This is a genomic window from Paraburkholderia solitsugae (genome assembly GCF_013177695.1).
GTDB lineage: Bacteria > Pseudomonadota > Gammaproteobacteria > Burkholderiales > Burkholderiaceae > Paraburkholderia > Paraburkholderia solitsugae.
This window is the reverse complement of record NZ_WOEY01000083.1, coordinates 62377-85429: the sequence shown is the minus strand read 5'-3', so window position 1 is coordinate 85429 and position 23053 is coordinate 62377. Positions and strand designations below refer to the sequence as shown.

At 63.7% G+C, this 23053-nt stretch carries 22 protein-coding genes; 11 read left to right on the top strand and 11 right to left on the bottom strand.

Annotated elements, in window-relative coordinates; all coding sequences use genetic code 11:
- Nucleotides 1–48 precede the first annotated feature (48 nt).
- From ilvC to GNZ12_RS21085, 3 genes are all read right to left on the bottom strand, one after another.
- A complete protein-coding gene (gene ilvC / locus GNZ12_RS21095) occupies nt 49–1065 on the bottom strand; it encodes a ketol-acid reductoisomerase (RefSeq protein ID WP_012432364.1) in 1017 nt (338 codons plus the stop codon).
- A gap of 145 nt (nt 1066–1210) precedes the next feature.
- A complete protein-coding gene (gene ilvN / locus GNZ12_RS21090) occupies nt 1211–1702 on the bottom strand; it encodes an acetolactate synthase small subunit (RefSeq protein ID WP_011487482.1) in 492 nt (163 codons plus the stop codon).
- A gap of 111 nt (nt 1703–1813) precedes the next feature.
- Nucleotides 1814–3577 carry an acetolactate synthase 3 catalytic subunit gene (locus tag GNZ12_RS21085; protein ID WP_172313301.1) on the bottom strand — a complete coding sequence of 588 codons (1764 nt, stop codon included), beginning with the start codon at nt 3575–3577 and terminating at the stop codon, nt 1814–1816.
- 362 nt (nt 3578–3939) lie between these two features.
- Here GNZ12_RS21085 and GNZ12_RS21080 point away from each other — a divergent pair, with 362 nt between their 5' ends.
- From GNZ12_RS21080 to GNZ12_RS21030, 11 genes are all read left to right on the top strand, one after another.
- Nucleotides 3940–4503: an RNA polymerase sigma factor gene (locus tag GNZ12_RS21080; RefSeq protein ID WP_063495282.1), complete on the top strand. Its 564-nt coding sequence runs from the start codon at nt 3940–3942 to the stop codon at nt 4501–4503.
- Nucleotides 4500–4928, top strand: coding sequence for a DUF3619 family protein (locus GNZ12_RS21075; protein ID WP_172313298.1), 429 nt, complete (start codon nt 4500–4502; stop codon nt 4926–4928). Before GNZ12_RS21080 ends, GNZ12_RS21075 begins: the two co-directional genes overlap by 4 nt.
- A gap of 16 nt (nt 4929–4944) precedes the next feature.
- Nucleotides 4945–5703, top strand: a complete 759-nt coding sequence (locus GNZ12_RS21070) for a DUF3106 domain-containing protein (protein ID WP_172313295.1) — start codon at nt 4945–4947, stop codon at nt 5701–5703.
- A 13-nt stretch (nt 5704–5716) separates the two neighbouring features.
- Nucleotides 5717–6238 carry an RDD family protein gene (locus GNZ12_RS21065; protein WP_172313293.1) on the top strand — a complete coding sequence of 174 codons (522 nt, stop codon included), beginning with the start codon at nt 5717–5719 and terminating at the stop codon, nt 6236–6238.
- A 212-nt stretch (nt 6239–6450) separates the two neighbouring features.
- Nucleotides 6451–7392, top strand: a complete 942-nt coding sequence (locus GNZ12_RS21060) for a UDP-2,3-diacylglucosamine diphosphatase (RefSeq protein ID WP_074284929.1) — start codon at nt 6451–6453, stop codon at nt 7390–7392.
- Nucleotides 7393–7422: 30 nt separating this feature from the next.
- The gene (locus GNZ12_RS21055; protein ID WP_172313290.1) at nt 7423–8454 is read left to right on the top strand and encodes a glycosyltransferase family 4 protein; all 1032 of its coding nucleotides are present in this window, start codon (nt 7423–7425) and stop codon (nt 8452–8454) included.
- Between the two features lie 20 nt (nt 8455–8474).
- Nucleotides 8475–9113 carry a diacylglycerol kinase gene (locus GNZ12_RS21050; protein ID WP_172313287.1) on the top strand — a complete coding sequence of 213 codons (639 nt, stop codon included), beginning with the start codon at nt 8475–8477 and terminating at the stop codon, nt 9111–9113.
- A gap of 226 nt (nt 9114–9339) precedes the next feature.
- The gene (locus GNZ12_RS21045) at nt 9340–10065 is read left to right on the top strand and encodes a TetR/AcrR family transcriptional regulator (RefSeq protein ID WP_054034977.1); all 726 of its coding nucleotides are present in this window, start codon (nt 9340–9342) and stop codon (nt 10063–10065) included.
- A 2-nt stretch (nt 10066–10067) separates the two neighbouring features.
- Nucleotides 10068–10652: an LOG family protein gene (locus GNZ12_RS21040; protein ID WP_172313284.1), complete on the top strand. Its 585-nt coding sequence runs from the start codon at nt 10068–10070 to the stop codon at nt 10650–10652.
- A 105-nt stretch (nt 10653–10757) separates the two neighbouring features.
- Nucleotides 10758–11504, top strand: a complete 747-nt coding sequence (locus tag GNZ12_RS21035) for an SDR family oxidoreductase (RefSeq protein WP_172313281.1) — start codon at nt 10758–10760, stop codon at nt 11502–11504.
- A gap of 252 nt (nt 11505–11756) precedes the next feature.
- Nucleotides 11757–13754, top strand: a complete 1998-nt coding sequence (locus tag GNZ12_RS21030) for an ArnT family glycosyltransferase (protein WP_172313278.1) — start codon at nt 11757–11759, stop codon at nt 13752–13754.
- A gap of 51 nt (nt 13755–13805) precedes the next feature.
- On the opposite strand, the gene GNZ12_RS21025 is transcribed toward GNZ12_RS21030, so the two are convergent.
- The 8 genes from GNZ12_RS21025 to kdpC all read right to left on the bottom strand — a co-directional run bounded on the left by GNZ12_RS21025 (nt 13806) and on the right by kdpC (nt 23041).
- Nucleotides 13806–14411 (bottom strand): DUF924 family protein, encoded by a 606-nt coding sequence (locus GNZ12_RS21025; RefSeq protein ID WP_172313275.1) that lies wholly within the window; start codon nt 14409–14411, stop codon nt 13806–13808.
- A complete protein-coding gene (locus GNZ12_RS21020; protein ID WP_172313272.1) occupies nt 14404–14817 on the bottom strand; it encodes a group II truncated hemoglobin in 414 nt (137 codons plus the stop codon). Before GNZ12_RS21020 ends, GNZ12_RS21025 begins: the two co-directional genes overlap by 8 nt.
- A gap of 28 nt (nt 14818–14845) precedes the next feature.
- The gene (locus tag GNZ12_RS21015; RefSeq protein ID WP_407947719.1) at nt 14846–17428 is read right to left on the bottom strand and encodes an ABC transporter permease; all 2583 of its coding nucleotides are present in this window, start codon (nt 17426–17428) and stop codon (nt 14846–14848) included.
- Nucleotides 17425–18036: a DUF4126 domain-containing protein gene (locus GNZ12_RS21010; RefSeq protein WP_172313269.1), complete on the bottom strand. Its 612-nt coding sequence runs from the start codon at nt 18034–18036 to the stop codon at nt 17425–17427. The genes GNZ12_RS21015 and GNZ12_RS21010 overlap by 4 nt, the downstream gene beginning before the upstream one ends.
- A 248-nt stretch (nt 18037–18284) precedes the next feature.
- On the bottom strand, nt 18285–18605 hold the full coding sequence (gene sugE / locus GNZ12_RS21005) for a quaternary ammonium compound efflux SMR transporter SugE (RefSeq protein ID WP_172313267.1): 321 nt from the start codon (nt 18603–18605) through the stop codon (nt 18285–18287).
- 145 nt (nt 18606–18750) lie between these two features.
- Nucleotides 18751–19449 (bottom strand): two-component system response regulator KdpE, encoded by a 699-nt coding sequence (gene kdpE, locus GNZ12_RS21000; RefSeq protein WP_172313264.1) that lies wholly within the window; start codon nt 19447–19449, stop codon nt 18751–18753.
- A complete protein-coding gene (locus tag GNZ12_RS20995) occupies nt 19442–22276 on the bottom strand; it encodes a DUF4118 domain-containing protein (protein WP_172313261.1) in 2835 nt (944 codons plus the stop codon). The genes kdpE and GNZ12_RS20995 overlap by 8 nt, the downstream gene beginning before the upstream one ends.
- 186 nt (nt 22277–22462) lie before the next feature.
- Entirely contained in the window at nt 22463–23041 is a 579-nt protein-coding gene (kdpC, locus tag GNZ12_RS20990; protein ID WP_172313379.1) for a potassium-transporting ATPase subunit KdpC, read from the bottom strand.
- Nucleotides 23042–23053 lie beyond the last annotated feature (12 nt).

Below are 23053 nucleotides of genomic sequence, written 5' to 3'. Positions count from 1 at the left end.
CTGCCGCGACGATGCGCCGCGCCGGTCAGAGGCTGTAAAGCGGGCCTCTTAGTTCTTCGACTGGTCGACCAGCTTGTTCGCAGCGATCCACGGCATCATCGAACGCAGCTTGGCACCGACCGTTTCGATCTGGTGCTCAGCCGTCAGACGGCGGCGCGATTGCAGCGTCGGTGCGCCGGCCTTGTTTTCGATGATGAAGCTCTTTGCGTACTCGCCGGTTTGAATGTCGGTCAGCACTGCCTTCATCGCCTTCTTCGTTTCAGCCGTCACGATACGCGGACCCGTCACGTACTCGCCGTATTCGGCGTTGTTCGAGATCGAGTAGTTCATGTTCGCGATGCCGCCTTCGTAGATCAGGTCGACGATCAGCTTCAGTTCGTGCAGGCACTCGAAGTACGCCATTTCCGGCGCGTAGCCCGCTTCCACCAGCGTTTCGAAGCCGGCCTTGATCAGGTCGACCGTACCGCCGCACAGCACGGCTTGTTCGCCGAACAGGTCGGTTTCCGTTTCTTCGCGGAAGTTCGTTTCGATGATACCAGCACGGCCGCCGCCGTTCGCTGCCGCGTACGACAGGGCGATGTCACGTGCTGCGCCCGACTTGTCTTGCGCAACGGCGATCAGGTGGGGCACGCCGCCACCTTGCGAGTACGTACCGCGAACCGTGTGGCCCGGGGCCTTCGGCGCGATCATGATGACGTCCAGATCCGCACGCGGGATCACTTGACCGTAGTGCACGTTGAAGCCGTGCGCGAAGGCCAGCGCCGCGCCTTGCTTGATGTTGGCGTGCACTTCTTTTGCGTAGACTTCAGCGATCTGCTCGTCCGGCAGCAACATCATAACGACGTCCGCGCCCTTGACGGCTTCCGCCACTTCCTTGACTTGCAGGCCAGCGTTTTCAGCCTTGCTCCACGATGCGCCGCCCTTGCGCAGACCGACCGTGATGTTCACGCCGCTTTCCTTCAGGTTCAGCGCGTGAGCATGGCCTTGCGAGCCATAGCCGATGATGGTGACTTGCTTGCCCTTGATGAGGGAGAGGTCGGCGTCCTTGTCGTAGAAAACTTTCATGTCGGTTCCTTGGCTAAATTCGGTGAAATCAGTGAAATACAAATACTGCGAATGGTGTGTTGCTTGGCCGGGTTCTTAAACAGACTGCCCGGCTTCGATCGAGACGGTGGATAACGCAACTTCCAACCGCTACTCAGCGCGCGCGTCAAACCTTCAGAATGCGCTCGCCGCGGCCGATGCCCGAACTGCCCGTACGGACGGTTTCGAGAATCGCAGTCGCGTCGATCCCTTCGATGAAGGCATCGAGCTTGTCGCTCGCGCCCGTCAGTTCGATCGTGTAGGTCTTTTCGGTGACGTCGATGATCCGGCCGCGGAAAATATCCGACATCCGTTTCATCTCCTCACGTTCCTTGCCGACCGCCCTCACCTTGATCAACATCAGCTCGCGCTCGATGTGGGCGCCCTCGGTAAGGTCGACCACTTTCACCACCTCGATCAGGCGGTTCAGATGCTTCGTGATCTGTTCGATCACGTCGTCCGAGCCAATGGAGACGATGGTCATGCGCGACAGCGAACGGTCTTCGGTCGGAGCCACCGTCAAGGTTTCAATGTTGTAGCCGCGTGCCGAGAAAAGACCCACCACGCGTGACAGCGCGCCCGGTTCGTTTTCCAGCAGGACAGAAATAATGTGTCTCATGTTTCGCTTCTTCCAGATGTTTTGTCGATGTATGCGAGCGGCTTCGCGCCGCTTCGTCCGCTTTCGCCCTTTGTGGAGGCGCGCATGACGAAGCCAACGCAGATGCCGTCGTTATAGATCTTCCGAACCCATGAGCATCTCAGTGATGCCCTTGCCGGCCTGGACCATCGGCCAGACGTTTTCGGTCGGATCGGTCTGGAAATCGAGAAACACCGTGCGATCTTTCAGGCGCAGCGCTTCCTTCAGCGCCGGCTCCACATCGGCCGTGCGTTCGATACGCATGCCGACGTGACCATACGCTTCGGCGAGCTTCACGAAATCAGGCAGCGCATCCATGTATGAATGCGAATAGCGCTTGCTGTATTCGATCTGCTGCCACTGGCGCACCATGCCCAGATAGCGGTTGTTCAGCGAAATGATCTTGATGGGCGTCTCATACTGCTTGCAGGTCGAGAGTTCCTGAATACACATCTGGATCGAACCTTCGCCCGTGATACAGAGCACGTCGTCGTCCGGGTGCGCCATCTTCACGCCCATCGCCGCCGGCAGGCCGAAGCCCATCGTGCCGAGGCCACCGGAGTTGATCCAGCGGCGCGGCTTGTTGAAGCGATAGAACTGCGCTGCCCACATCTGGTGCTGGCCGACGTCGGAACACACGAAGGCATTACCGTCGGTCAGTTCCCACGCCTTTTCCACCACGTACTGCGGCTTGATGATGTCGCTCTTGCGGTCGAACTTCAGGCAGTCTTTGGCGCGCCAGGCTTCGATGTCCTTCCACCAGTCGGCGAGCGCCTCGGTGTCGGGGCCATGCTCGGCCGTTTGCAACTGCTCGATCAGCTCCTTCAGCACTTCCTTCACGTCGCCGACGATCGGAATATCGACCTTGACGCGCTTGGAGATGGAAGAAGGATCGATGTCGATATGGATGATCTTGCGCGGACGCGACGCGAAGTGCGCCGGGTCGCCGATCACACGGTCGTCGAAGCGCGCGCCGATCGCGATCAGCACGTCGCAGTGCTGCATCGCCATGTTGGCTTCGTACGTGCCGTGCATGCCGAGCATGCCGAGGAATTTCTTGTCGCTCGCACGGTAGCCGCCCAGACCCATCAACGTATTGGTGACGGGATAACCGAGCAGATCGGCGAACTGGTTCAGCTCACGCGATGCATCCGCGAGGATGATGCCGCCGCCGGTGTAGATGTACGGACGCTTGGCCGACAACAGCAGGGCAACCGCCTTGCGAATCTGGCCGGAGTGCCCTTTCGTGACCGGGTTGTACGAGCGCAGCGAAACGGTCTTGAGCGGTTCGTACTGGCACGGCGTCTTCGACACGTCTTTCGGAATGTCGATCAGCACCGGGCCTGGACGGCCGGTACGGGCGATATAGAAAGCTTTCTTGACGGTAGCGGCGAGGTCGCGCACGTCCTTCACGAGGAAGTTGTGCTTCACGCAAGGACGCGTGATGCCGACCGTATCGCACTCCTGGAACGCATCCTGACCGATCGCAGCAGTCGGCACCTGGCCGCTGATGATCACCATCGGGATCGAATCCATGTAGGCCGTCGCGATGCCGGTCACCGCATTGGTGACGCCGGGGCCGGAGGTCACGAGGCACACACCCACTTTGCCGGTGGAACGCGCATAGGCGTCAGCGGCGTGGACTGCGGCTTGTTCGTGGCGCACGAGGACGTGCTGGAATTTGTCCTGCTTGTACAGCTCGTCGTAAATGTAGAGTACCGAGCCGCCGGGATAGCCCCAGATAAACTCGACGTCTTCGTCGGCCAGTGCCTTCATGAGCACGGTGGCGCCGATAGAGTCAGCTTCGGGATGGGGGGTCGTATCCGACGTGGAGAATTCCGCGCTGGGCATATTCATTTATTCACCTTTCGAATTTTCGGCAAAAAATTGATCGGGTGCTCTCTGCCGGGCTTGTGGCTCGGGTTCAAGCGGCGCGTCCAGTTGACAGGTGAGCTTCTTGGGCCACACCTCAATTGAGACAAGTCACTTATGTTGCGAACCAGCGACGATATCTGCAGATGTCCACGCGGTCAAGCAAATATTGCCCTGGCGCCCTGCCCCTGAATCTCGCCACTGGCTAAAAGTGACCGAAACCTTGTTATATAGATGCAAGTTAGGGCGGGTTTCGCCCCAGCGACGCGAAAGTTTGTTAGCATCCGCGAGTTTTACGACATTTTTCGACCGATTACGCGCACGCACGCTGCGCCGACCCCCAACGGATGGCATCAGACAAGGAACTCGCCGATTTTTTGGCGGGCGTCGAAAGGCGCGCATTCAAGCAGACGGTCTACGCCGTGCGGGACGACGACGCCTCGCTCGATATCGTGCAGGACGCGATGATCAAGCTCGCCGAAAAATATGGCGACCGTCCTCCCGCCGAACTTCCGCTGCTGTTTCAGCGTATTCTTCAGAATGCGATGCACGACTATTTTCGTCGTGCCAAAGTGCGCAATACTTGGGTTAGTCTATTCTCGTCGCTCGGCAACGCCGACGACGACGAATTCGACCCACTCGAAACATTCGAGGCGCAACAAGGTTCAGCGGGCTCAGAAAGCAACGAACAGAAACTCGAACGCGAACAAGTCTTACAGTTAATCGACGACGAGATCCAAAAGTTACCGGCACGTCAACGGGAGGCGTTTCTCATGCGTTATTGGGAAGATATGGATGTCGCCGAGACTGCCGCCGCGATGGGCTGCTCCGAGGGCAGCGTGAAAACGCACTGCTCGCGGGCCACCCACACGCTGGCGCAAGCGCTCAAGGCTAAAGGAATCACGCTATGAGCTCCCTAGAAACCAAAGAACTCGAGTTCGCCCGCCAGGTGCGCCGCGCGCTCGACGAAAACGCCGCCAGCATTCCGTCCGCCACGGTCGACCGGCTCGCCGTGGCGCGCCGCGCCGCGCTTGCTCGCAAGAAGCCCGAAACCGTGAGCGCGCCGGTGTTCGTGCCCGCCTTCGCCGGCGCCGGCATGCCGGCCGGTATGCCGCAAGTCGACATGCCGCAGCGCCGCCGCTCGCCGCTGCGTCGCTTTGCGCTCGCCTGGCCGCTTGTCGCACTGGTCGTTAGCCTCGTGGCCATCGCCTACTGGGAAGACCAGCAACGCACCGCCGAACTCGCCGATATCGATGCAGCCATGCTAAGCGACGACCTGCCGCTCAATGCCTATCTCGACCACGGTTTCAACGCGTACCTATCACGCGCCCACTGAGCGGGAGATTCTTCGGGTGAGTTACAAGCGCGGCTTGGCCGTTGTTTTCGGATGCACGATCGCGGCGCTCGTGTCGTTTGCCGCGACGTATCCGCGCTTTTATCCGAGCCCGTCGACCGCCAATGCGCCTGCCGCTGGCGGCAACGCGACCGCCAAGGCGCCCGCACCTACCCTCGCCGTCGATCTGCCGGGCCTGTCCGACAGCAATAGCCCGATGGCATGGTCGCGCCTGACCTCGGCCGAGCACGTTGCGCTTGCACCATTCGCCGGCGAATGGGATTCCTTCAGCGACGAACGCAAGCGCAAATGGATCAAAATCGCGGCGCGTTACCCGAAGTTATCGCCCGATGCGCAAAAACGCCTGCATGATCGAATGACTGAATGGGTGCGCATGACACCCGATCAGCGGCGCGTTGCACGCGAAAACTACCAGGTGTCGAAGGAATTGCCGCGTGAGACCCGCCAGAATGCGTGGAAGGCGTATCAGCAATTGCCGGAAGAACAGAAGGAGCGGCTCGCCGCGAGCGAGCGCAAGAGGCGGCCGAGCGTCGTGAGTGCGCCGCCATCCGGCAAGACCGAGATCAAGGGGCTCGATCGTCTGGTCAATGCCCGGGAGCACGGCGCGAGCGGTACCGCAGCGGTGAGCGCCGCGGCTGCCGCTTCATTGCCGAGCCCGGCCACCACACCGGCAATTCCCGCTACGGGCAGCTTCGTGCCCGCCACGCCGCTGCCGGTTTCGCCGGCCGAGGCGCCGTCGATCTTCAACGGCTCCTGATCCGGGCCCGACTGTGTCCCAGCCGCTCGCCACCTCGACACTGCCCGCCGATTCAGCCGGCACCGCGCCCACCGTGCGCCGGCGGCTTGCCGCGCTGCTCTACGAAGCCGTGATCCTGTTCGGCGTGGTGTTCATTGCGGGTTATCTGTTCAGCACGTTGACGCAGCAGCGCAACGGCCTCACCCATCACAACCTGCTCGCCGCGTGGATCGGCCTCGTGGTCGGTCTGTATTTCGTCTGGTTCTGGACCCACAGCGGCCAGACGCTGCCGATGAAAACGTGGCGCCTGCGCGTCGTCGCGGCTGACGGCGCGCCGCTGTCCACGGGCCGCGCGATCGTTCGTTACGTGCTGGCGTGGCTGTGGTTTTTACCGCCGCTCGCGCTGCATCCGCTGCTCGGCCTCACCGTGCCGCAGACGCTGCTGATCGCCGCGATCTGGTTCGTGCTGTGGGCCGCCACGGGCCGTTTCGACCCGCAGCGTCAATTCCTGCACGACCGCCTCGCCGGCACGCGCGTCATTAGCGTCGCAACCTGAGCAAACCGGCCACCCGGTCATTCATCCCGCCGCGCCCGCGTTTCGTACCTGCCTCACCGCGGTTGCCGCTCGCCACGGCCCTTCTCCGCGCGCCGCCGCTGCCGTCCCGCTGCCTCCCTATCCCGACACAGTAATAAGAACTTCTCGTGACTGTCACGGCAGGGTCACGCGCGGCTGGCGCAATACGGGCACCGCAACTCGACGCGTGAGCCATGGACCCCAAAACGTCCGCGACTTCCCTGTTCCGCCAGACCGGCCCGAGCGTCGACCCTGTCGCGTTCCGCCCGGAACCCAACCCCAGTCACGGCTTGCCGCTGCCTGTGCCGTCACTGCCACTCGACGCGCACGCCGGACATCACGACGACGAGCACGCCGAACCGCACCGCTATCGCACCATCTGGCTGTCCGACATCCACCTCGGCTCGAGCGGCTGTCAGGCGCCGTATCTGCTCGACTTCCTGAGGCACAACGAGTCGGAATACCTGTACCTCGTGGGCGACATCATCGACGGCTGGCAGTTGAAAAAAGGCTGGTACTGGCCGCAGGCGCACAACGACGTCGTGCAGAAGGTGCTGCGCAAAGCGCGCAAAGGCACCCAGGTCATCTACGTGCCGGGCAATCACGACGAAGCCGCGCGTCAGTTCTGCGACCTTGCGTTCGGCGACATCCATGTGCGCGGTGAAGCGTTCCACACGACGCTCGCCGGCAAGCGCCTGTGGATCGTGCACGGCGATCTGTTCGACGGTGTGATCCAGCACGCCAAGTGGCTCGCCTATCTCGGCGACACGCTCTACACGATGATCCTGATCCTGAACCGCTGGTTCAACCGGATCCGCAGCCGCCTCGGCTTCCCCTACTGGTCGCTGTCGCAATACCTGAAGCATCAGGTGAAGAACGCGGTGAATTTCATCTCGTCGTTCGAGCGCGTGATGACCGACGAAGCACGCCGCCGCGGTTGCGACGGCGTGGTCTGCGGACACATTCACAAAGCAGAAATTCGCGACATCGACGGGGTGCTGTATTGCAACGACGGCGATTGGGTGGAGAGTCTTTCCGCACTCGTCGAGACGTATGAAGGCGAACTCAAAGTGATCTACTGGACCGTGATGCGCGCACCGGAAGTCGGCGTGCAAAAGGCCCGGGCGACCGCGTAGTCCCTCTCCACTTCTATTGGGCCGAAACCGATGAAGATCATGATCGTCACCGACGCATGGGAACCGCAGATCAATGGCGTCGTGCGCACGCTGAAAAACACCACGCGCGAGCTCACCGTACTCGGCCACCACGTCGATCTGCTGACGCCGCTCGAATTCAAGACGATTCCGTGCCCAACCTACCCTGAGATTCGCCTGTCGCTGCTGCCGCGCCGCAAGCTGCATCGGCGAATTGACGAATTCGCGCCCGACGCGCTGCACATCGCCACCGAAGGCCCGCTCGGCATGGCCGCACGCTCCTATGCGATCCGCCACAAGCTGCCGTTCACGACCGCTTATCACACGCGCTTTCCCGAATACGTGCAGGCGCGTTTCGGCATTCCGATCGCGGCCACCTACAAATTCCTGCACTGGTTCCACAAGCCGTCGCTGGCGGTGATGGCGCCCACGCCCGTGGTCAAGACCGACCTCGAAAAATTCGGCTTCACCAACGTGGTGCTGTGGACCCGTGGCGTCGACCTCGACATCTTTCACCAGATGGACTCGAAGGTTCTCAACACCGCGCGGCCGATCTTTCTGTACGTGGGACGTGTGGCGGTCGAAAAGAACGTCGAGGCGTTTCTGAAGCTCGATCTGCCCGGCTCGAAGTGGGTTGCCGGCGAAGGCCCGGCGCTGGCCGAACTGAAGTCGCGCTATCCGCAAGCGAATTACCTGGGCGTCCTGACGCAAGCTGAACTGGCCAAGGTCTACGCGGCCGCCGATGTATTCGTGTTCCCGAGCCGCACCGATACCTTTGGGCTCGTGCTGCTCGAAGCGCTGGCCTGCGGCACGCCGGTCGCGGCGTATCCGGTGACCGGTCCGATCGACGTGCTCGGCGACGGTGGCGCGGGCGCGATGCACGAAGACTTGCGCGAGGCTTGCCTCGAAGCGCTCAAGATCGATCGCAGCCATGCACGCGCGTGGGCCGAACGCTTCTCGTGGGCAGCGGCGTCCGAGCAGTTCGCGGCGCATCTGAAGCCACTGCCACGCACCTCGTACAGCGAGGAAAGCGCCGCCGCATGATGCGACGCGCCGAGCCGTCTATGCGAACTCGACATTCCACCGCGGCACGCGCGTCGAACAGCGCGTTGCACGCCGTCGATGCCAACACCGACACCGACGCCACCAACCGCGAGCCGTTCGACGACGTGAGCGAGCACGGCACGCCGAATCATGTCGATCACGCGAATGGTTTTCACGGCGTGAACGGCGCGAGCCTCGGCAACCCCGAGAGCGAAACCCACAACGAACCGCTCAGCCCCGACGACCCGTTCGCACCGCTTCCCTTCAACCCGTACAAGGGCAATCGCGGCCTGACCCGCGCGTGGCACGCGATGAAAAATTCGCTTGCCGGTTTTCGCGTCGCGATCCGCGAAGAAAGCGCGTTTCGCCAGGAACTCACCCTCGCCGCGATCCTGATTCCATGCGGCGTGCTGGTGCCTGTCGATCCCGTGTCGCGCGTACTGCTGCTCGGCTCGGTACTGCTGGTGCTGATCGTCGAGTTGCTGAATTCGAGCGTCGAGGCGGCCATCGACCGGATTTCGCTTGAACGCCATGAGTTGTCGCGTCGTGCCAAGGACCTCGGCAGCGCGGCGGTGATGGTCGCGCTCGGCATGTGTCTGATGACGTGGGGGCTGATCGTGGGGCCGCTCGTCGTGCATTGGGTCAAAGCATGGCTATGAGCGTAGCGATGGAATCCACCCTGCAGCACCGCCTGGCGCCCTTTTCCTGCGTCCCAAAGAATGAAAACCCTGAGTATCCGCTTGGTATAAGAACGGTCGGTTTATAATCGGCCGATAGTCTCACGGGAAACCGTGGGGCGCTCAATATACCAACCGCGTCCGGGTGGATCACGCAGTAGCGGCACGCCGCCATGCGTCCAGCCCGGCGTAACCAGGGCCGGACGACATGGAAGCCAAACCTCCCCGCCGCACCCGCGAACGGATCCTCGAACTGTCGTTGAAGCTGTTCAACGAGATCGGCGAGCCGAACGTCACCACGACGACGATCGCCGAGGAAATGGAAATCAGTCCAGGCAACCTGTACTACCACTTCCGCAACAAAGACGACATCATCAACAGCATCTTCAGCCAGTTCGAGCAGGAGATCGAAAAGCGTCTGCGTTTCCCCGACGACCACCGCGCGACCATCGACGAAATGTGGTCGTACCTGCAGTACATGGTCGATTTCACCTGGCGCTATCGCTTCCTGTATCGTGATCTGAACGATCTGCTGGCGCGCAATCGCACGCTGGAAACACACTTCAAGCAGATAATCAGCCACAAGGTGCGCTTTGCGAGCCAGTTCTGCGAGCAATTGGTGGCGGACGGCGAAATGGTTGCGACGCCCGAAGAGTTGCACGTGATCGCCACCAATGTCGGCGTGATCGGCACGTACTGGCTGTCGTATCAGTTCGTGATGAACCCGCGCAAATACAACGAGCAGGAAACGATTCGCGCTGAACTGCATCAGGTAAGCGTGCAGATCGTGTCGCTGATGGCGCCTTATCTGCGCGGCCGCTCGCGGCAGATTTTCGACGACCTCGTCTCCGGCAAGCTGCCCAAGCGCGAGTTCTACGACTACCTGCCGCCGAAAGAAGGCGCCGCGCCCCGCAACGAACCGAAGGACGTTTGAGTATGAAGTCGGTGTGTGTGTATTGCGGCTCCTCCGACGGAGCCAAACCGTTGTACGCCGAAGCCGCGCGCGCTTTCGGCCGCGCGCTGGTGCAGGCCGATCTCGCGCTGGTCTATGGCGGCGGCAAGGTGGGCCTGATGGGCGTGATCGCCGATACGGTGATGGCCGAAGGCGGCCGCGCAATCGGCGTGATTCCCGAACTGCTGGTCAACAAGGAAGTCGGCCATAACGGCCTGACCGAGCTGCATGTGGTACCCGACATGCATCATCGCAAGAAGATGATGGCCGACCTGTCCGACGCGTTCGTCGCGATGCCGGGCGGCGCGGGCACGCTCGAAGAGCTGTTCGAGGTCTACACGTGGGCGCAACTCGGCTATCACCAGAAGCCGGTGGCACTGCTGAATATCGACGGCTTCTACGATCCGCTGATCGCGCTGCTCAAGCATACGGTCGAGGAAGGCTTCATGCGGCAGACTTATTTCGACATCCTGCAAGTGGATGCCGATCCCGTTGAGCTGATCGACAAGCTGCAACGCTATCAGCCGCCTGCCAATGACAAATGGGCCATCAAACGCGACGCCGTTTGATCTTCGATTGATCTCCGCTTGATCCCCGTTTGTTACGCTTCTTCGGCCTTCTGAACACCCGCCGCACGCTCCCTGCGGGCAATTCACCCGAACGATGAGATTGCAATGACGAAAACCGTTCTGATCACCGGTGGCAGCCGCGGGATTGGCCGCGCGACCGCGCGTCTGCTGGGCGCACGCGGCTGGTCGGTCGGCGTGAATTACGCGCAAAACCTCGCCGCAGCACAGGAAACCGTGGCTGAAGTGGAACGTGCCGGCGGCCATGCACTGCCGATTGCCGGCGACGTCGCCAGCGAAGCCGACGTGATCGCGATGTTCGACACGCTTCAGCAGAAATTCGGCCGGCTCGATGCGCTCGTCAACAATGCCGGGATCGTCGCGCCGTCGAGCCAGCTTGCGGATATGGACCTCGCGCGTCTGAAGCGCATGTTCGACGTCAACGTGCTCGGTGCGTTTCTGTGCGCGCGCGAAGCCGCGCGCCGGATGTCGACCACGCGTGGCGGCGCGGGTGGCGTGATCGTGAATATCTCGTCGGCGGCTGCGCGGTTGGGTTCGCCGAACGAATACGTCGACTATGCCAGCTCGAAAGGCGCCGTCGACACCATGACGATCGGCCTCGCCAAGGAACTCGGCCCGCAAGGCGTGCGCGTGAATGCGGTGCGTCCGGGCCTGATCGATACCGACATCCACGCCAGCGGCGGCAAGCCCGAGCGCGCCGCCCAACTCGGCGCGACAACGCCGCTGGGCCGCCCCGGCAGCGCCGACGAAGTCGCCGAGTCGGTCGTCTGGTTGTTGAGCGACGCCGCCTCGTACGTGACGGGTGCGCTCCTCGACGTCACCGGCGGACGCTGACTCCCGCTCTTCTGTTCCTGCGTCCGGCCGTTTCAGGCGGCCGCCTTCTCCTTTCCGGACTTCGAATTCCCGTCAATTTGACGAGGAATCAGCACGATCCGGCCGACCAACTGCGACATTCCCCGCATTTTCTGTAATCGGCCGTAATAAACTCGGACTACAATCGCAGCGTCCGCATGCACCCGCATGCGGCGCATAGCCAGAGCATAAGTCCGCGGCCCACGTCGCCGCGTACGGTGATCCGAGATTCTCATGTACGAAAACCCATCCGCGCCTTGGCGCACGGGGAACGTCGCGGTTGCGACGCCAGCGCCGGCCGTCTCCGCCGACGGTGCGCCGGACACACACACCGGCTCGGCACACGTTGCCGAATCCGGCGCGGCCTGGCCAGCCGGCCACATTGCCGAAGCCGAAGCCGCCGAGCCCGCAAGGCCCACCGCCCCTGCCGGTCCCACGGAGCCCACTGCTCCGGCTCCCGTTTCGCGTGGCGCCCAGCGCTTGCGCGCGCTCACGGCTGCCCGTCCGTTGATGTGGCTGGTCGCGCTGGCGATCCTGTGCGCGTGGCTGTTGCCTGGCACCTTGGGCCACGAGCCGTGGAAACAGGACGAGACCTACACGTTCGGCATCATCCAGCACATGCTCGACACCGGCGATCTGGTCGTGCCGACCAACGCGGGCCAGCCCTTCGTCGAAAAACCGCCGATCTACGACTGGGTCGCCGCCGGCCTCGCCTGGATGTTCGGCCGCTATCTGCCTTTACATGACGCTGCACGCCTCGCGAGCGCGCTCTTTGCCGGACTGACCGTCTACTACACGGCACGCGTCGCCCGCCGTGCGGTAGCCGCGTCGAGCTGGCTGGACGTCCGCGTGATCGGCACGCTTGCGTTGTTCGCGAGCACACTCGTCATCATTAAGCACGTGCACGACATGATGACCGACGTCGCACTGATGGCCGGCGCCGCGATCGGTTTCTGCGGACTGTTCGAACTCGTACTCGTGCATCTGCGCGACGAAGCGCGCCTGCTGCCGGTCGACGCACGCCGCCGGCGCCACGCGATTCTGAGCGGCGCGGCAATGTTCGGCGCGGGTGTGGGCGTGTCATTGCTGGCCAAGGGCCTGTTCGTGCCGCTCGTGTTCGGCGCCACCACCGTCGCGGTGCTGGTGCTGTATCCCCCTTGCCGCACCCGCAGCTTTGCAGGGGCGCTCGGCATCGCCGCGCTGGTCTGCGCGCCCTTCGCGCTGATCTGGCCGATCTGCTTCTATCTGCGCTCCGAAGCGCTCTTCAAGGTCTGGCTGTGGGACAACAACATCGGCCGCTTCTTCGGCTTTTCGGTGGCGGAACTCGGCTCTGAAAACGAAAGCCGTTGGTTCGTGCTGCGCACCGTGCTGAGCGTCGGCTTTCCGGTGGTGCCGCTTGCATTGGCCGCGCTCGCCGGCGGCGGGTGGCGCCGCTGGCGCGATCCGCGCGTGGCGCTGCCGGTGATTTTCGCGGGCACCGGTTTCGCCGTATTGCAAAGCTCGGCAACGGTGCGCGAACTGTACATCCTGCCGTTCATCGCCCCGCTCGCCTTGGTGGCGATGCAAGGCATCGACAAGCTGCCGCGGCGTCTGCACGCGAGCTGGGACATCGCGAGCCGCGTGCTGTTCGGCGGCACGGCCGTACTCGCGTGGATCATCTGGTCGATCATGAGCGGTCCGGCCAACACGCATGCGTCGCTGCACTGGCTCGGCCGCTGGTTGCCGCTCGACTGGGTGATGCCGGTCAAGCCTGCGCTGATCTCGGCCGCGCTGTTGATGACGCTCGGCTGGCTGTGGCTGCTGCCGGTCTTCAAGCACACCGGCAAATGGCGCGGCGCGCTGAGCTGGTGTGCGGGCGCGATTCTCGCGTGGGGACTGGTGAGCACGCTGCTGCTGCCGTGGCTCGACTATGCAAAGAGTTACCGCTCCGTGTTCGAAAATCTCGGCGCCAGCATGAATATCGAATGGAACGACGGCGATTGCATGGCCAGCACAGGGCTCGGCGAATCCGAAGCGCCGATGCTGTACTACTACACCGGTATCGAGCATCAACCGGTCGCGAACACCGCGACGACCGGGTGCACGTGGCTTATCGAACAGAGCCGCCGCGACAACGCACGCACGCCAGCGGGCGATTGGCGGCTGTTCTGGTCAGGCGCGCGCCCAGGTGACACCGACGAACTGTTGCGGGTGTTCGTGCGGACGCCGGCGACGCCCGCGCGCGGCGAGTAGCACGTCGCGTACGGACGGCACCTGGCCGGTGTTGGCGCGTTTTCCTTGCGCCTAGAACGACGAGCGGGGTTTTGTCAGGAAGGCCGTCTCTTCAGCCGTCGACTGACGCCCGAGCAGCGCGTTGCGATGGGGAAAACGCCCGAAACGCTCGATGATTCTGGCGTGCCTGACCGCGGAGCCGTAGTAGGACGCACCGTCCGGCTCGGCCTTCAACTGTTTGAACAGGCGCAGCGACTCGTGCTGGCTGGCGAGCGTTTCATCGTGTTCGAACGGCAGATACGCGAACGCGCGGTGATGCGCGGTCGGCAATAAAAGATCAGCGCCGCTTGCGATCATCTGTTGCGCGATGCGCAGCGCTTGATGATCGGCAGCGAAAGCGCGCGGTGTACCGCGATAGCAATTGCGAGAAAACTGATCCAGCACGATGACCAGCGCTAACGCGCTGAGCGGTGTGTCCGTCCAGCGGTCGAGGGACCCTTCGCGCGCTGTGTCGATGAGTGTCCCGAAGCGTTCCAGCAGCATCGCATCAAAGGCCTTGTCGCGGGAGAACCAGAGCTTGCGCGCACGGCCGAAGGTGGGTGCATCAGGAGCGCCGAACCAGCAGTCGAGGACTGCGTGTGCCGCTGAGCGCTCAGGCCCCACGGCCCCCTCAACCATTGCGATTGCGCATCCAATCCGCAGTCTCGAAGAACGACGCCAGCAGCCGCTCCCTCAACGCTTCCGAAAGCCCGACGTCTTCCATGGCCCATGCCATGCACCGAAGCCACTGGTCCCGCTCGCTGGAAGCGATCGGAAACGGCATATGCCTCGCCCTCAACCTCGGATGGCCGAACCGGCTGATGTAATGGTCGGGCCCACCCATCCATCCGCACAAGAACCAGAAAAACTTATCGCGAGAGCCGTCGAGCGATTCCGGATGCAAAGCCCGGATCCCGGCGAAATCCGCTTCGAGATCCATCAAGTCATAAAACCGGTCGACCAGCTCGCGCACGCGCGCCTCACCACCCACCAGTTCGAAGGCCGTCGGCTGTGCGGCGGAGACTTCGTCGTTAAGATCGCTCATACCCAATCACAAAAACAAGAAAGAAAAATCACGCATCCCGCAGTGACTGCAACGCCGGCCGCGCCAGCACATGCCGCAAGCTAAGCCAGCCGCCCACACCCGCGCAGACGATTCCGGCTGCGATACCCGCGGGCAGCAGCCACGGATCGAACGCCAGATAAAACTCGAACACGCGCGTCGCCAGTTGCCAGCCGATCACCTGCGCACCGAGCGCCGCCATCAACCCGGCCAGCGCGCCGACCGCCACAAACTCGGCGATCTGCACCGCGCGCACCTGGCGATGCGAGGCCCCTAGCGCGCGCAACAGCGCGGATTCTCGCATACGCTCATCGCGGGTGCCGGCAAGCGCCGCGTAGAGCACCAGCACGCCGGCCGCAAGCGTGAACGCGAACAGGAACTGCACCGCGCCGATCACCTGCTGCAATACGCGCTGCACCTGCGCCAGAATCGGACCGGTGTCGATCGCCGTGAGGTTCGGATAGGCGGCGATCAACCCGTCGATGGTCGACTGTTGTTCCGGCGGCAAATGGAAACTCGTGATGAACGTCGCCGGGAAATCCTGCAAGGCGGCCGGCGGCATCAGCACGAAAAAGTTGACCTTGAACGAGCCCCAGTCGAGCTTGCGCACACTCGTCACCGGCGCATCGATTTGCAAGCCCGTCACGTCGAAGCGCAGCGTGTCGCCGGGCTTCACGTTGATCAGCTTCGCGAGCCCCTGCTCGATCGAAATCTGCGGTGTCTTCGTGTCGCCGTACCATGTGCCGGCAGAAAGGCGGTTGTCGTCGGGCAACTCAGTCGTGTACGACAGATTGAATTCGCGGTCGACGAGCCGCCTGGCATCGTCGCCCTTGAACGAATCCGGATTGACCGGCTTGCCGTTGATGGCGATCAGCCGGCCGCGCACCATCGGCGCGAGCACCGTGCCGGGCACGCCGTGCGTGCTCAGGTAGTGCGTGACGGCGTCGCGCTGGTCGGGCTGGATGTCGATGATGAATTCGTTCGGCGCATCGGGCGGCGTCGATTTGCGCCAGCCGGCCACCAGGTCGTTGCGCGTCATCGCGATCAGCAACAGGCACATCAGGCCGATGCCAAGCGCGGTGATCTGCAATGCACTCGCGCCGCTGCGCCGCTCCAGCGACGCCAACGCGTAGCGCCAGCCGATTCCCGCGTTCACGCGCTCGCTGCGCACGACACGCGAAGCGCCCCACAACGCCAGCCGCGCGATGCACGCGAACACCAGCATTCCGCCGGCGAAGCCGCCCGCGACGATGCCGCCGAGCTTCAACTCACCGGCTGCGACGATCAGGAGTGCGGCGAACAGTACGATGCCAAGCGCATAAGCGGCCCAGGCGGTGCGCCCCGCTTCGCCCCATTCGCGACGCAGCACGCGCACCGGCGGCACGCGCGTCAGCGGCAACAACGGCGGCAAAGCGAAGCCGAGCAGCAGCACGAGACCCGCCGCGATACCTTCGAGCGCCGGCCATACGGTGGGGTACGGCAGCGTGACGTCGATCAGACTACCGAGCCACGTCAGCAAAGCCATGTGCCCCAGGTAACCGAGCGCCACGCCGAGCGCGCCGCCGATCAAACCCAACCCGACGAATTCAAGTGTGAACAGCGCGCGTAGCGTGGCCTGGCTGACACCCAGACAGCGCATCGCCGCGCAGCCATCCAGATGCCGGCGCATATACCGATGCGCGGCCATCGCGATCGCCACCGCCGCGAGCAACGCGGTGAGCAGCGAGACCAGCGTGAGGAAGTGACTCGCGCGATCGAGCGTCTGGCGCACTTGCGGCTGGCCGTCCTGCAACGATTCGAGCGCAACGCCGCGCATCTTGCCGCCGTCCACCTTGTCATGCGCGAATTGCGCGAAGCGCGCCACCGCAGCATCCGTGCCCGCGACCAGCAACCGATAGGTCACGCGGCTGCCGTAGGTGATGAGGCCGGTCGACTGGACATCGTCGGCACGCAGCATCAAACGCGGCGAAAAATTGACGAACGAGAAACCACGGTCGAGTTCGCGCGTGATGACCGCGCCGATCGTGAAGCTGCGAGACCCGACCTTTACGGCGTCGCCGACATGCAGCTTCAACGCGTCGAGCAGGGCCTGATCGACCCATACCGTACCCGGCGCCGGAATCGATTGCGTGGGATGGTCCGGCGCGCCCGGCGCCGCAGCGATCCGCAACGCGCCGCGCAACGGATAACCCGGCGACACCGCCTTGACGGCGGCCAGCCGTGAGACCGGCTGCGCGCCGGTCGAGTTGATCATGCTGGGAAAGATCGCCGTGCTGGCGGTATTCAGACCGAGCGCTCGCGCTTGCTGCGCGAACTGAGGATCGACCGGATGATCGGCGCGAACGATAAAATCAGCGGCGATCATGCGCCGCGCATCGCGCTCGAGCCCCTGATGCAAACGGTCAGCCAGAAAGCCGACACTCGACAACGCCGCGACGGCCAGCACCAGCGCCAACAGCAGCATCGTCAGTTCGCCGGCGCGCCAGTCGCGCGCCGTCATGCGGATGGCCTGGCGCAGCACATCCGCGCCACCCAGCCGGCGCGTTGGCCGTGTGGCCGCCCGTGCCGTCACACCCCTTACCGTATCGCTCAATCGTGCCTGCTCCTGGCAAACCGCGACACCATATGTGTCGCCATCCCGCGAAAACCACCCTGCACGCCGCGCCAAAGGCGCGGCAACGCCCAAGCGGCCAGCATCAGGAAGCCCACCATCAACACCAGGAACAGGACCGGCACAAACAGCGCGAGCAGCATGCCGCCGAACACGAGACCGTCTTCAGCGGTCGACGTCACGACATTCGACACCGGTTCCGGCGACAAATTGATCAGCGCGCGCGTGCCCGCTTTCGCCAGATGCGCGGTGCCCGCCAGCGTGCCGCCCGCGAGTGCCGCGACCGTCAGCAGCGCAGGATCGGCATGGCCGAGCGCGCCGGCCGCCAGCACGGCGCCGGCCGGAATACGGATAAAGGTATGGACCGCGTCCCATAAGGAATCGAACGCGGGGATTTTGTCGGCGAGAAATTCAGTGACCGTCAGCACGCCGGCTACACCGATTACCCACGGCGACGACAGGGCGGACAGCGTATCGGGTAGATGGATGAGGCCGAGACGTGCGAACACGCCGGCCAGCAGGACTGTCAGATAGAGGCGCAGACCGCTGCCCCATGAGAGGCCCGCAGCGAGCGAAAGTGATTCAAGCATGGCCGCCTCCAGGCGCGCTGTGCGTGCCAGGCGCTTCGACGGGCAATGGGAAGGGAGTCGCCGCACCGAAGTCGTCAGACCCGCGCCAAGCCGGCCGCGCCAAATGGGCCGCGGGCAAATTCAGGTTGGATTCCATCCCATTATAGCCACGTTAATTCGCAGAACGCAGAGCGGCGAACAAATGGCGGACTCTAATGGTGGATAGTGCGAGCGCACGCGGACACGATAATCGGGCTCGCCAACGGGGCTCAATGCCCCGACGACAGCTTCAACCCGATCAAACCGATCACGATCAGCGCCGCGCTCGCCACCCGCGCGACCGTCAGGGCCTCGCCCATCATGACGATGCCGAAGATGAACGCGCCGACCGCGCCAATCCCCGTCCACACGGCGTAGGCCGTGCCAAGCGGCAGTTGGCGCATCGCCATGGCGAGCAGAACAAAGCTACCGAGCGCGGTCACGGCCGTGAACACGGAGGGCCAGAGCCGGGTGAAGCCATCGGAGGTTTTGAGACCGGCCGCCCACGCGACTTCGAGCAAACCGGCAATCAGCAGAAGAATCCAGGACATGAGACAGCTCCATGGTCAGATGGGGCCGTCCCCGTTTGTAGCAGATGCGCAAGGCCGTCCTTACGATCTTGTAATTATACCAAAATAGCGCGCCGCCTTGCTGCGGCGAGCAGCCGCAAGGGCACGGCGGACGCCTCGGACAGGCTCAAATCGCGCCAACCAGCCGGTATCCCACGCCCGTTTCCGTAATGATATGTTCCGGTTGCGCCGGGTCACGCTCCAGTTTCCCGCGCAGATGCGCCATATAGATACGCAGATAGTGATGGCTCTCGACATGCGACGGCCCCCACACGTCGCGCAGCAATTGCCGGTGCGTCAGCACGCGGCCGGCGTGGCGCACCAGCGTCGCCAGCAGGCGGTATTCGATCGGTGTGAGATGGACAGCGGCGCCGTCGCGGCTCACCTGGCGCAAGGCCAGATCGACCGTCACCGCGCCGAAGCGCACCAGCGGCGATTCATTCGCGCCGCCCTGATTGCGGCGCCGCATATGCGCGCGGATCCGCGCAAGCAGTTCGGAGACGCCAAACGGCTTGGTGAGGTAATCGTCCGCCCCGGCATCGAGCGCGGCGACTTTCTCGGTTTCCTGGGTGCGCGCCGACAGCACGATGACCGGCAACTCACTCCAGCCACGCAGCTCACGGATCACGTCGAGACCGTCGGTGTCGGGCAAGCCGAGATCGACGATGACGAGATCGGGCTTGCGCGTCGCGGCTTCGACGAGACCTTGCTTGCCGGTCTCGGCGTCGTGCACGACGATGCCCTCGCCTTCCAGCGCGGTTCGCACGAAACGGCGAATCTGCTTTTCGTCTTCAATCAGGACGACGGTGATGCTCGGGTCACTCATGGCTAGGCTTGGAAAGCAGGTTAGGAGTTGAATCGCGGTCGGGCAAAGCGTCGGCGCCTTCGTCTTCCAGCGCATCGGGTGCTTCGGGCGGCGTTTCCACCGGCAAGGTGAACCAGAAGCGCGCGCCTTCGACGCGACCGTCCGGTGACAGACGATTGAGCGCGCCGATTGTACCGCCGTGCGCTTCGACGATTGCGCGGCAGATCGCGAGGCCGAGGCCGATGCCCGGCTTGGCCGACTCCTTCTCGCCGCGCGTGAATTTCTCGAACACCCGCGCTTCCATGCCGGCCGGCAGGCCCGGCCCGTTGTCGTCGACAGCGACACGTACGAACGACTTGCCGTCCGCGTCGAGACGTTGCGCGCCGATCGTCAAGGGTGTGTCCGGCGGGGTGTATTTGGCCGCGTTCTCGAACAGGTTCGAGAAGAGCCGCTCCATCAGCACGGCATCGAGGTGCAGCAGCGGCAAATCCGCGGGCAGCTTCACCTGCACCGGATGACTCGCCAGCACGCGTTTGCATGCGCGCAGCGCCGCGCCCACCGTTTCTTCGAGGAGCGTCCACTGCTGGTTCAGTTGCAGGCTACCTGCCTGCAAGCGCGCCATGTCGAGCAGATTGGTGACGATGCCGGTCATACGCAGCGCTTCTTCGTGGATCGCGTCGACCAGATCGTCGCCGGGTTGCGCACCGGGATGCGCCTCACGCGATTGCGCCAGCATCGACGAGAAACCGACAATCGTGGTCAAGGGCGTGCGCAGATCGTGCGATATCGCCGACAGCAGCGAGTTGCGCAAGCGCTCCGATTCCATATTGACGAGCGCATCGCGCGCGATGTCGACGTAGTGCACACGCTCGAGGGCCAGCGCGATTTGCGCGGCGAACGCGTCGAGCATGCGCTGCTGCTCGGGCACGTCCAGCTCGCGCTCGTCGCGCATCACGACCGCAAGCACGCCGCGCGTGCGCATCGGCGCCTTCAGCGGCAGGTACAGCGCGGCAGCGGCCGGCAGCGTATCGGTGCCGTGCCCGGCTGGCTTCTGCTGATCGTAGACCCATTGGCCGACGTCGATGTCGAGCATCTCACCTTCGAGCGTGATCGTTGCATCCGGGTCTTCGATCTTCTGCTTCACCTGATCGACGCTGTCCGGCAACAGGATCGCGACGCGCGCGCCGAACACTTCGCTGACATGCCGGCTGCCGATGCCGACGATCTGCTCCATGGTAAGCGCCGCCGCCAGCTCACGCGCCATCGCATACATCGCGCCGGTGCGTTGCTCCCGACGCCGCGCAACACTCGCCTCGCGGCGCAAGCTCGACGTGAGATGGCTGATGACGAGCGACGTCAGCAGCATGCTGAAGAAGGTCAACAGATACTGCGTATCGGACACCGACAACGACATGCGTGGTGGCACGAAGAAGAAATCGAATGCCGCCACGCTTATGAACGACAGCACGACGCCCGGCCCGCGCCCCAGCTTCACGGCGGTGAAGATCACGCCGAGCAGGTACAGCATGACGAGGTTGGTCAGATCGATATGGTCGATCAGCTGGCTCGACAGCAGCGTAATGGCCGCACAGATCGCCAGCGCGATGCCGTAGGCGCGCGGCGGCGAACGGCGTTCGCGCGCCGTGCTCAACGCCTCGCGCCACGCGTTGGCGGTGGTGTTCAGTAAGCGGCGATGTTCAGCGCCATCACGTTCCGACGACGCGCGAATCAGCGTGAGATCGAGATCGCCCGCGCGTTCGGCGATGCGCTCGCCAAGCGGTCGGCGCAGCCAGCGCTTGAAACCGGTGCGCGCCGAAGCGCCGGCTACCAGCTTCGAGACATTGCGAGCCTGCGCGTAACCGATCAGCGCGACAACCGCATCGGTACCGGCGAGCGTCGCGGTTTCGGCGCCGAGTTCGGCGGCGAGCTTCAAGGCGTTCAGCGTGCGTTCGCGACGCGCGTCGGGCAGGCGCTGCAGTGCGGGCGTTTCCACATAGACGGCGATCCAGTCAGCCTTCAGGCTGGCGGCGAGGCGCGCTGCCGCGCGCACCAGCATCGGCGCTTCCGGGCCGGGGCCGACGCACACCAGCAAGCGCTCACGCGCCTGCCAGATCCGCTGGATCGAACGATCGGCGCGATATTCCCGCATCTGCGCATCGACACGGTCGGCGGTACGGCGCAATGCCAGCTCGCGCAGCGCGATCAGGTTGCCCTTGCGAAAGAAGTTGCGCACCGCGCGCTCGGCCTGCTGCGGCAAATACACCTTACCGTCGCGCATCCGGTCGAGCAGTTCTTCGGCGGGCAGGTCGACCAGCGTGACTTCGTCGGCGCGATCGAACACGCGGTCGGGCACCGTCTCCCAGACGCGGATGCCGGTGATCTGGCCGACGACGTCGTTCAGGCTTTCGAGGTGCTGGACGTTGACCGTGGTGTAGACGTCGATGCCCGCATCGAGCAGTTCGTAGACGTCCTGCCAGCGCTTCAGATGCCGTGCGCCCTGCACGTTCGAATGCGCGAGCTCGTCGACGAGAATCAGTTGCGGTTTGCGGGCGAGCGCGGCGTCGAGATCGAACTCGCCAAGCTTGCGGCCGCGATACTCGATCACCGCGAGCGGCAGCACGTCGAGCCCTTCGAGCAGCGCAGCGGTTTCGCTGCGGCCATGCGTTTCGGCGATGCCGACCACCACGTCCGCGCCTTCATCGGCTCGGCGCCGCGCGGCCTGCAACATCGCATAGGTCTTGCCGACGCCCGCCGACGCGCCGAAGAAAACCTTCAGCCTGCCCCGCTGACGCTTTTCTTCGTCGCGTTGCAGCTTGTCGAGCAGTTCGTCAGGATCGGGTCGGTTCATGCTTTCTGTTTATGGGTCTGTTCGATGACAGCCTGCGTGGGTCCACGGGGCTGCATCAGGTACATGGTGGCACGGTAGTGGCTTCACCGCAAATGGCGGCCCCGTCAAATGGCGGCCACAAAACGCCGCGCCACAAAAGGCAAAGACGGCGCCGCACCGGGCGCCGTCCTTGTCCTCCCCACTCGCTTAGCCTTGATGCGCAGCGTCGAGTGCGAGATTCAACTGCAGCACGTTGACGCGTGCTTCACCAAGTACACCGAACTGGCGGCCGGTGGTGTAGCGGTCGACCAGCGCCTGCACGTCGTTCGGCGACATCTTGCGCGCCTTCGCGACACGGTCGATCTGGTAAGCCGCCGCAGCCGGGCTGATTTCCGGATCGAGGCCACTACCCGACGACGTCACGAGGTCGATCGGCACCGGCTTCGACATGTCGGTACCCGCCGCTTTCAACGCGTCGAGACGGCCTTTGACTTCATCCGACAACGCCGGGTTGGTCGGCCCGAGGTTCGAGCCACCCGAGTTCGTCGAGTCGTACGGTTTCGGGCTGATGGCCGACAGACGGCCCCAGAAGTACTGCGGCGCATCGAACTGCTGGCCGATCAGCTTCGAGCCGACCACCTTGCCGTTCTGTTCGATCATGCTGCCGTTGACCTGATCGTGGAACGCGGTCTGGCCGATGGCGGTCATCACGGCCGGGTAAGCGAGACCCGTGATCGCCGACAGCACGACAAAGATCACGATAAGCGGACGAAAAAGTTTCATGATTGGCAATCCTTT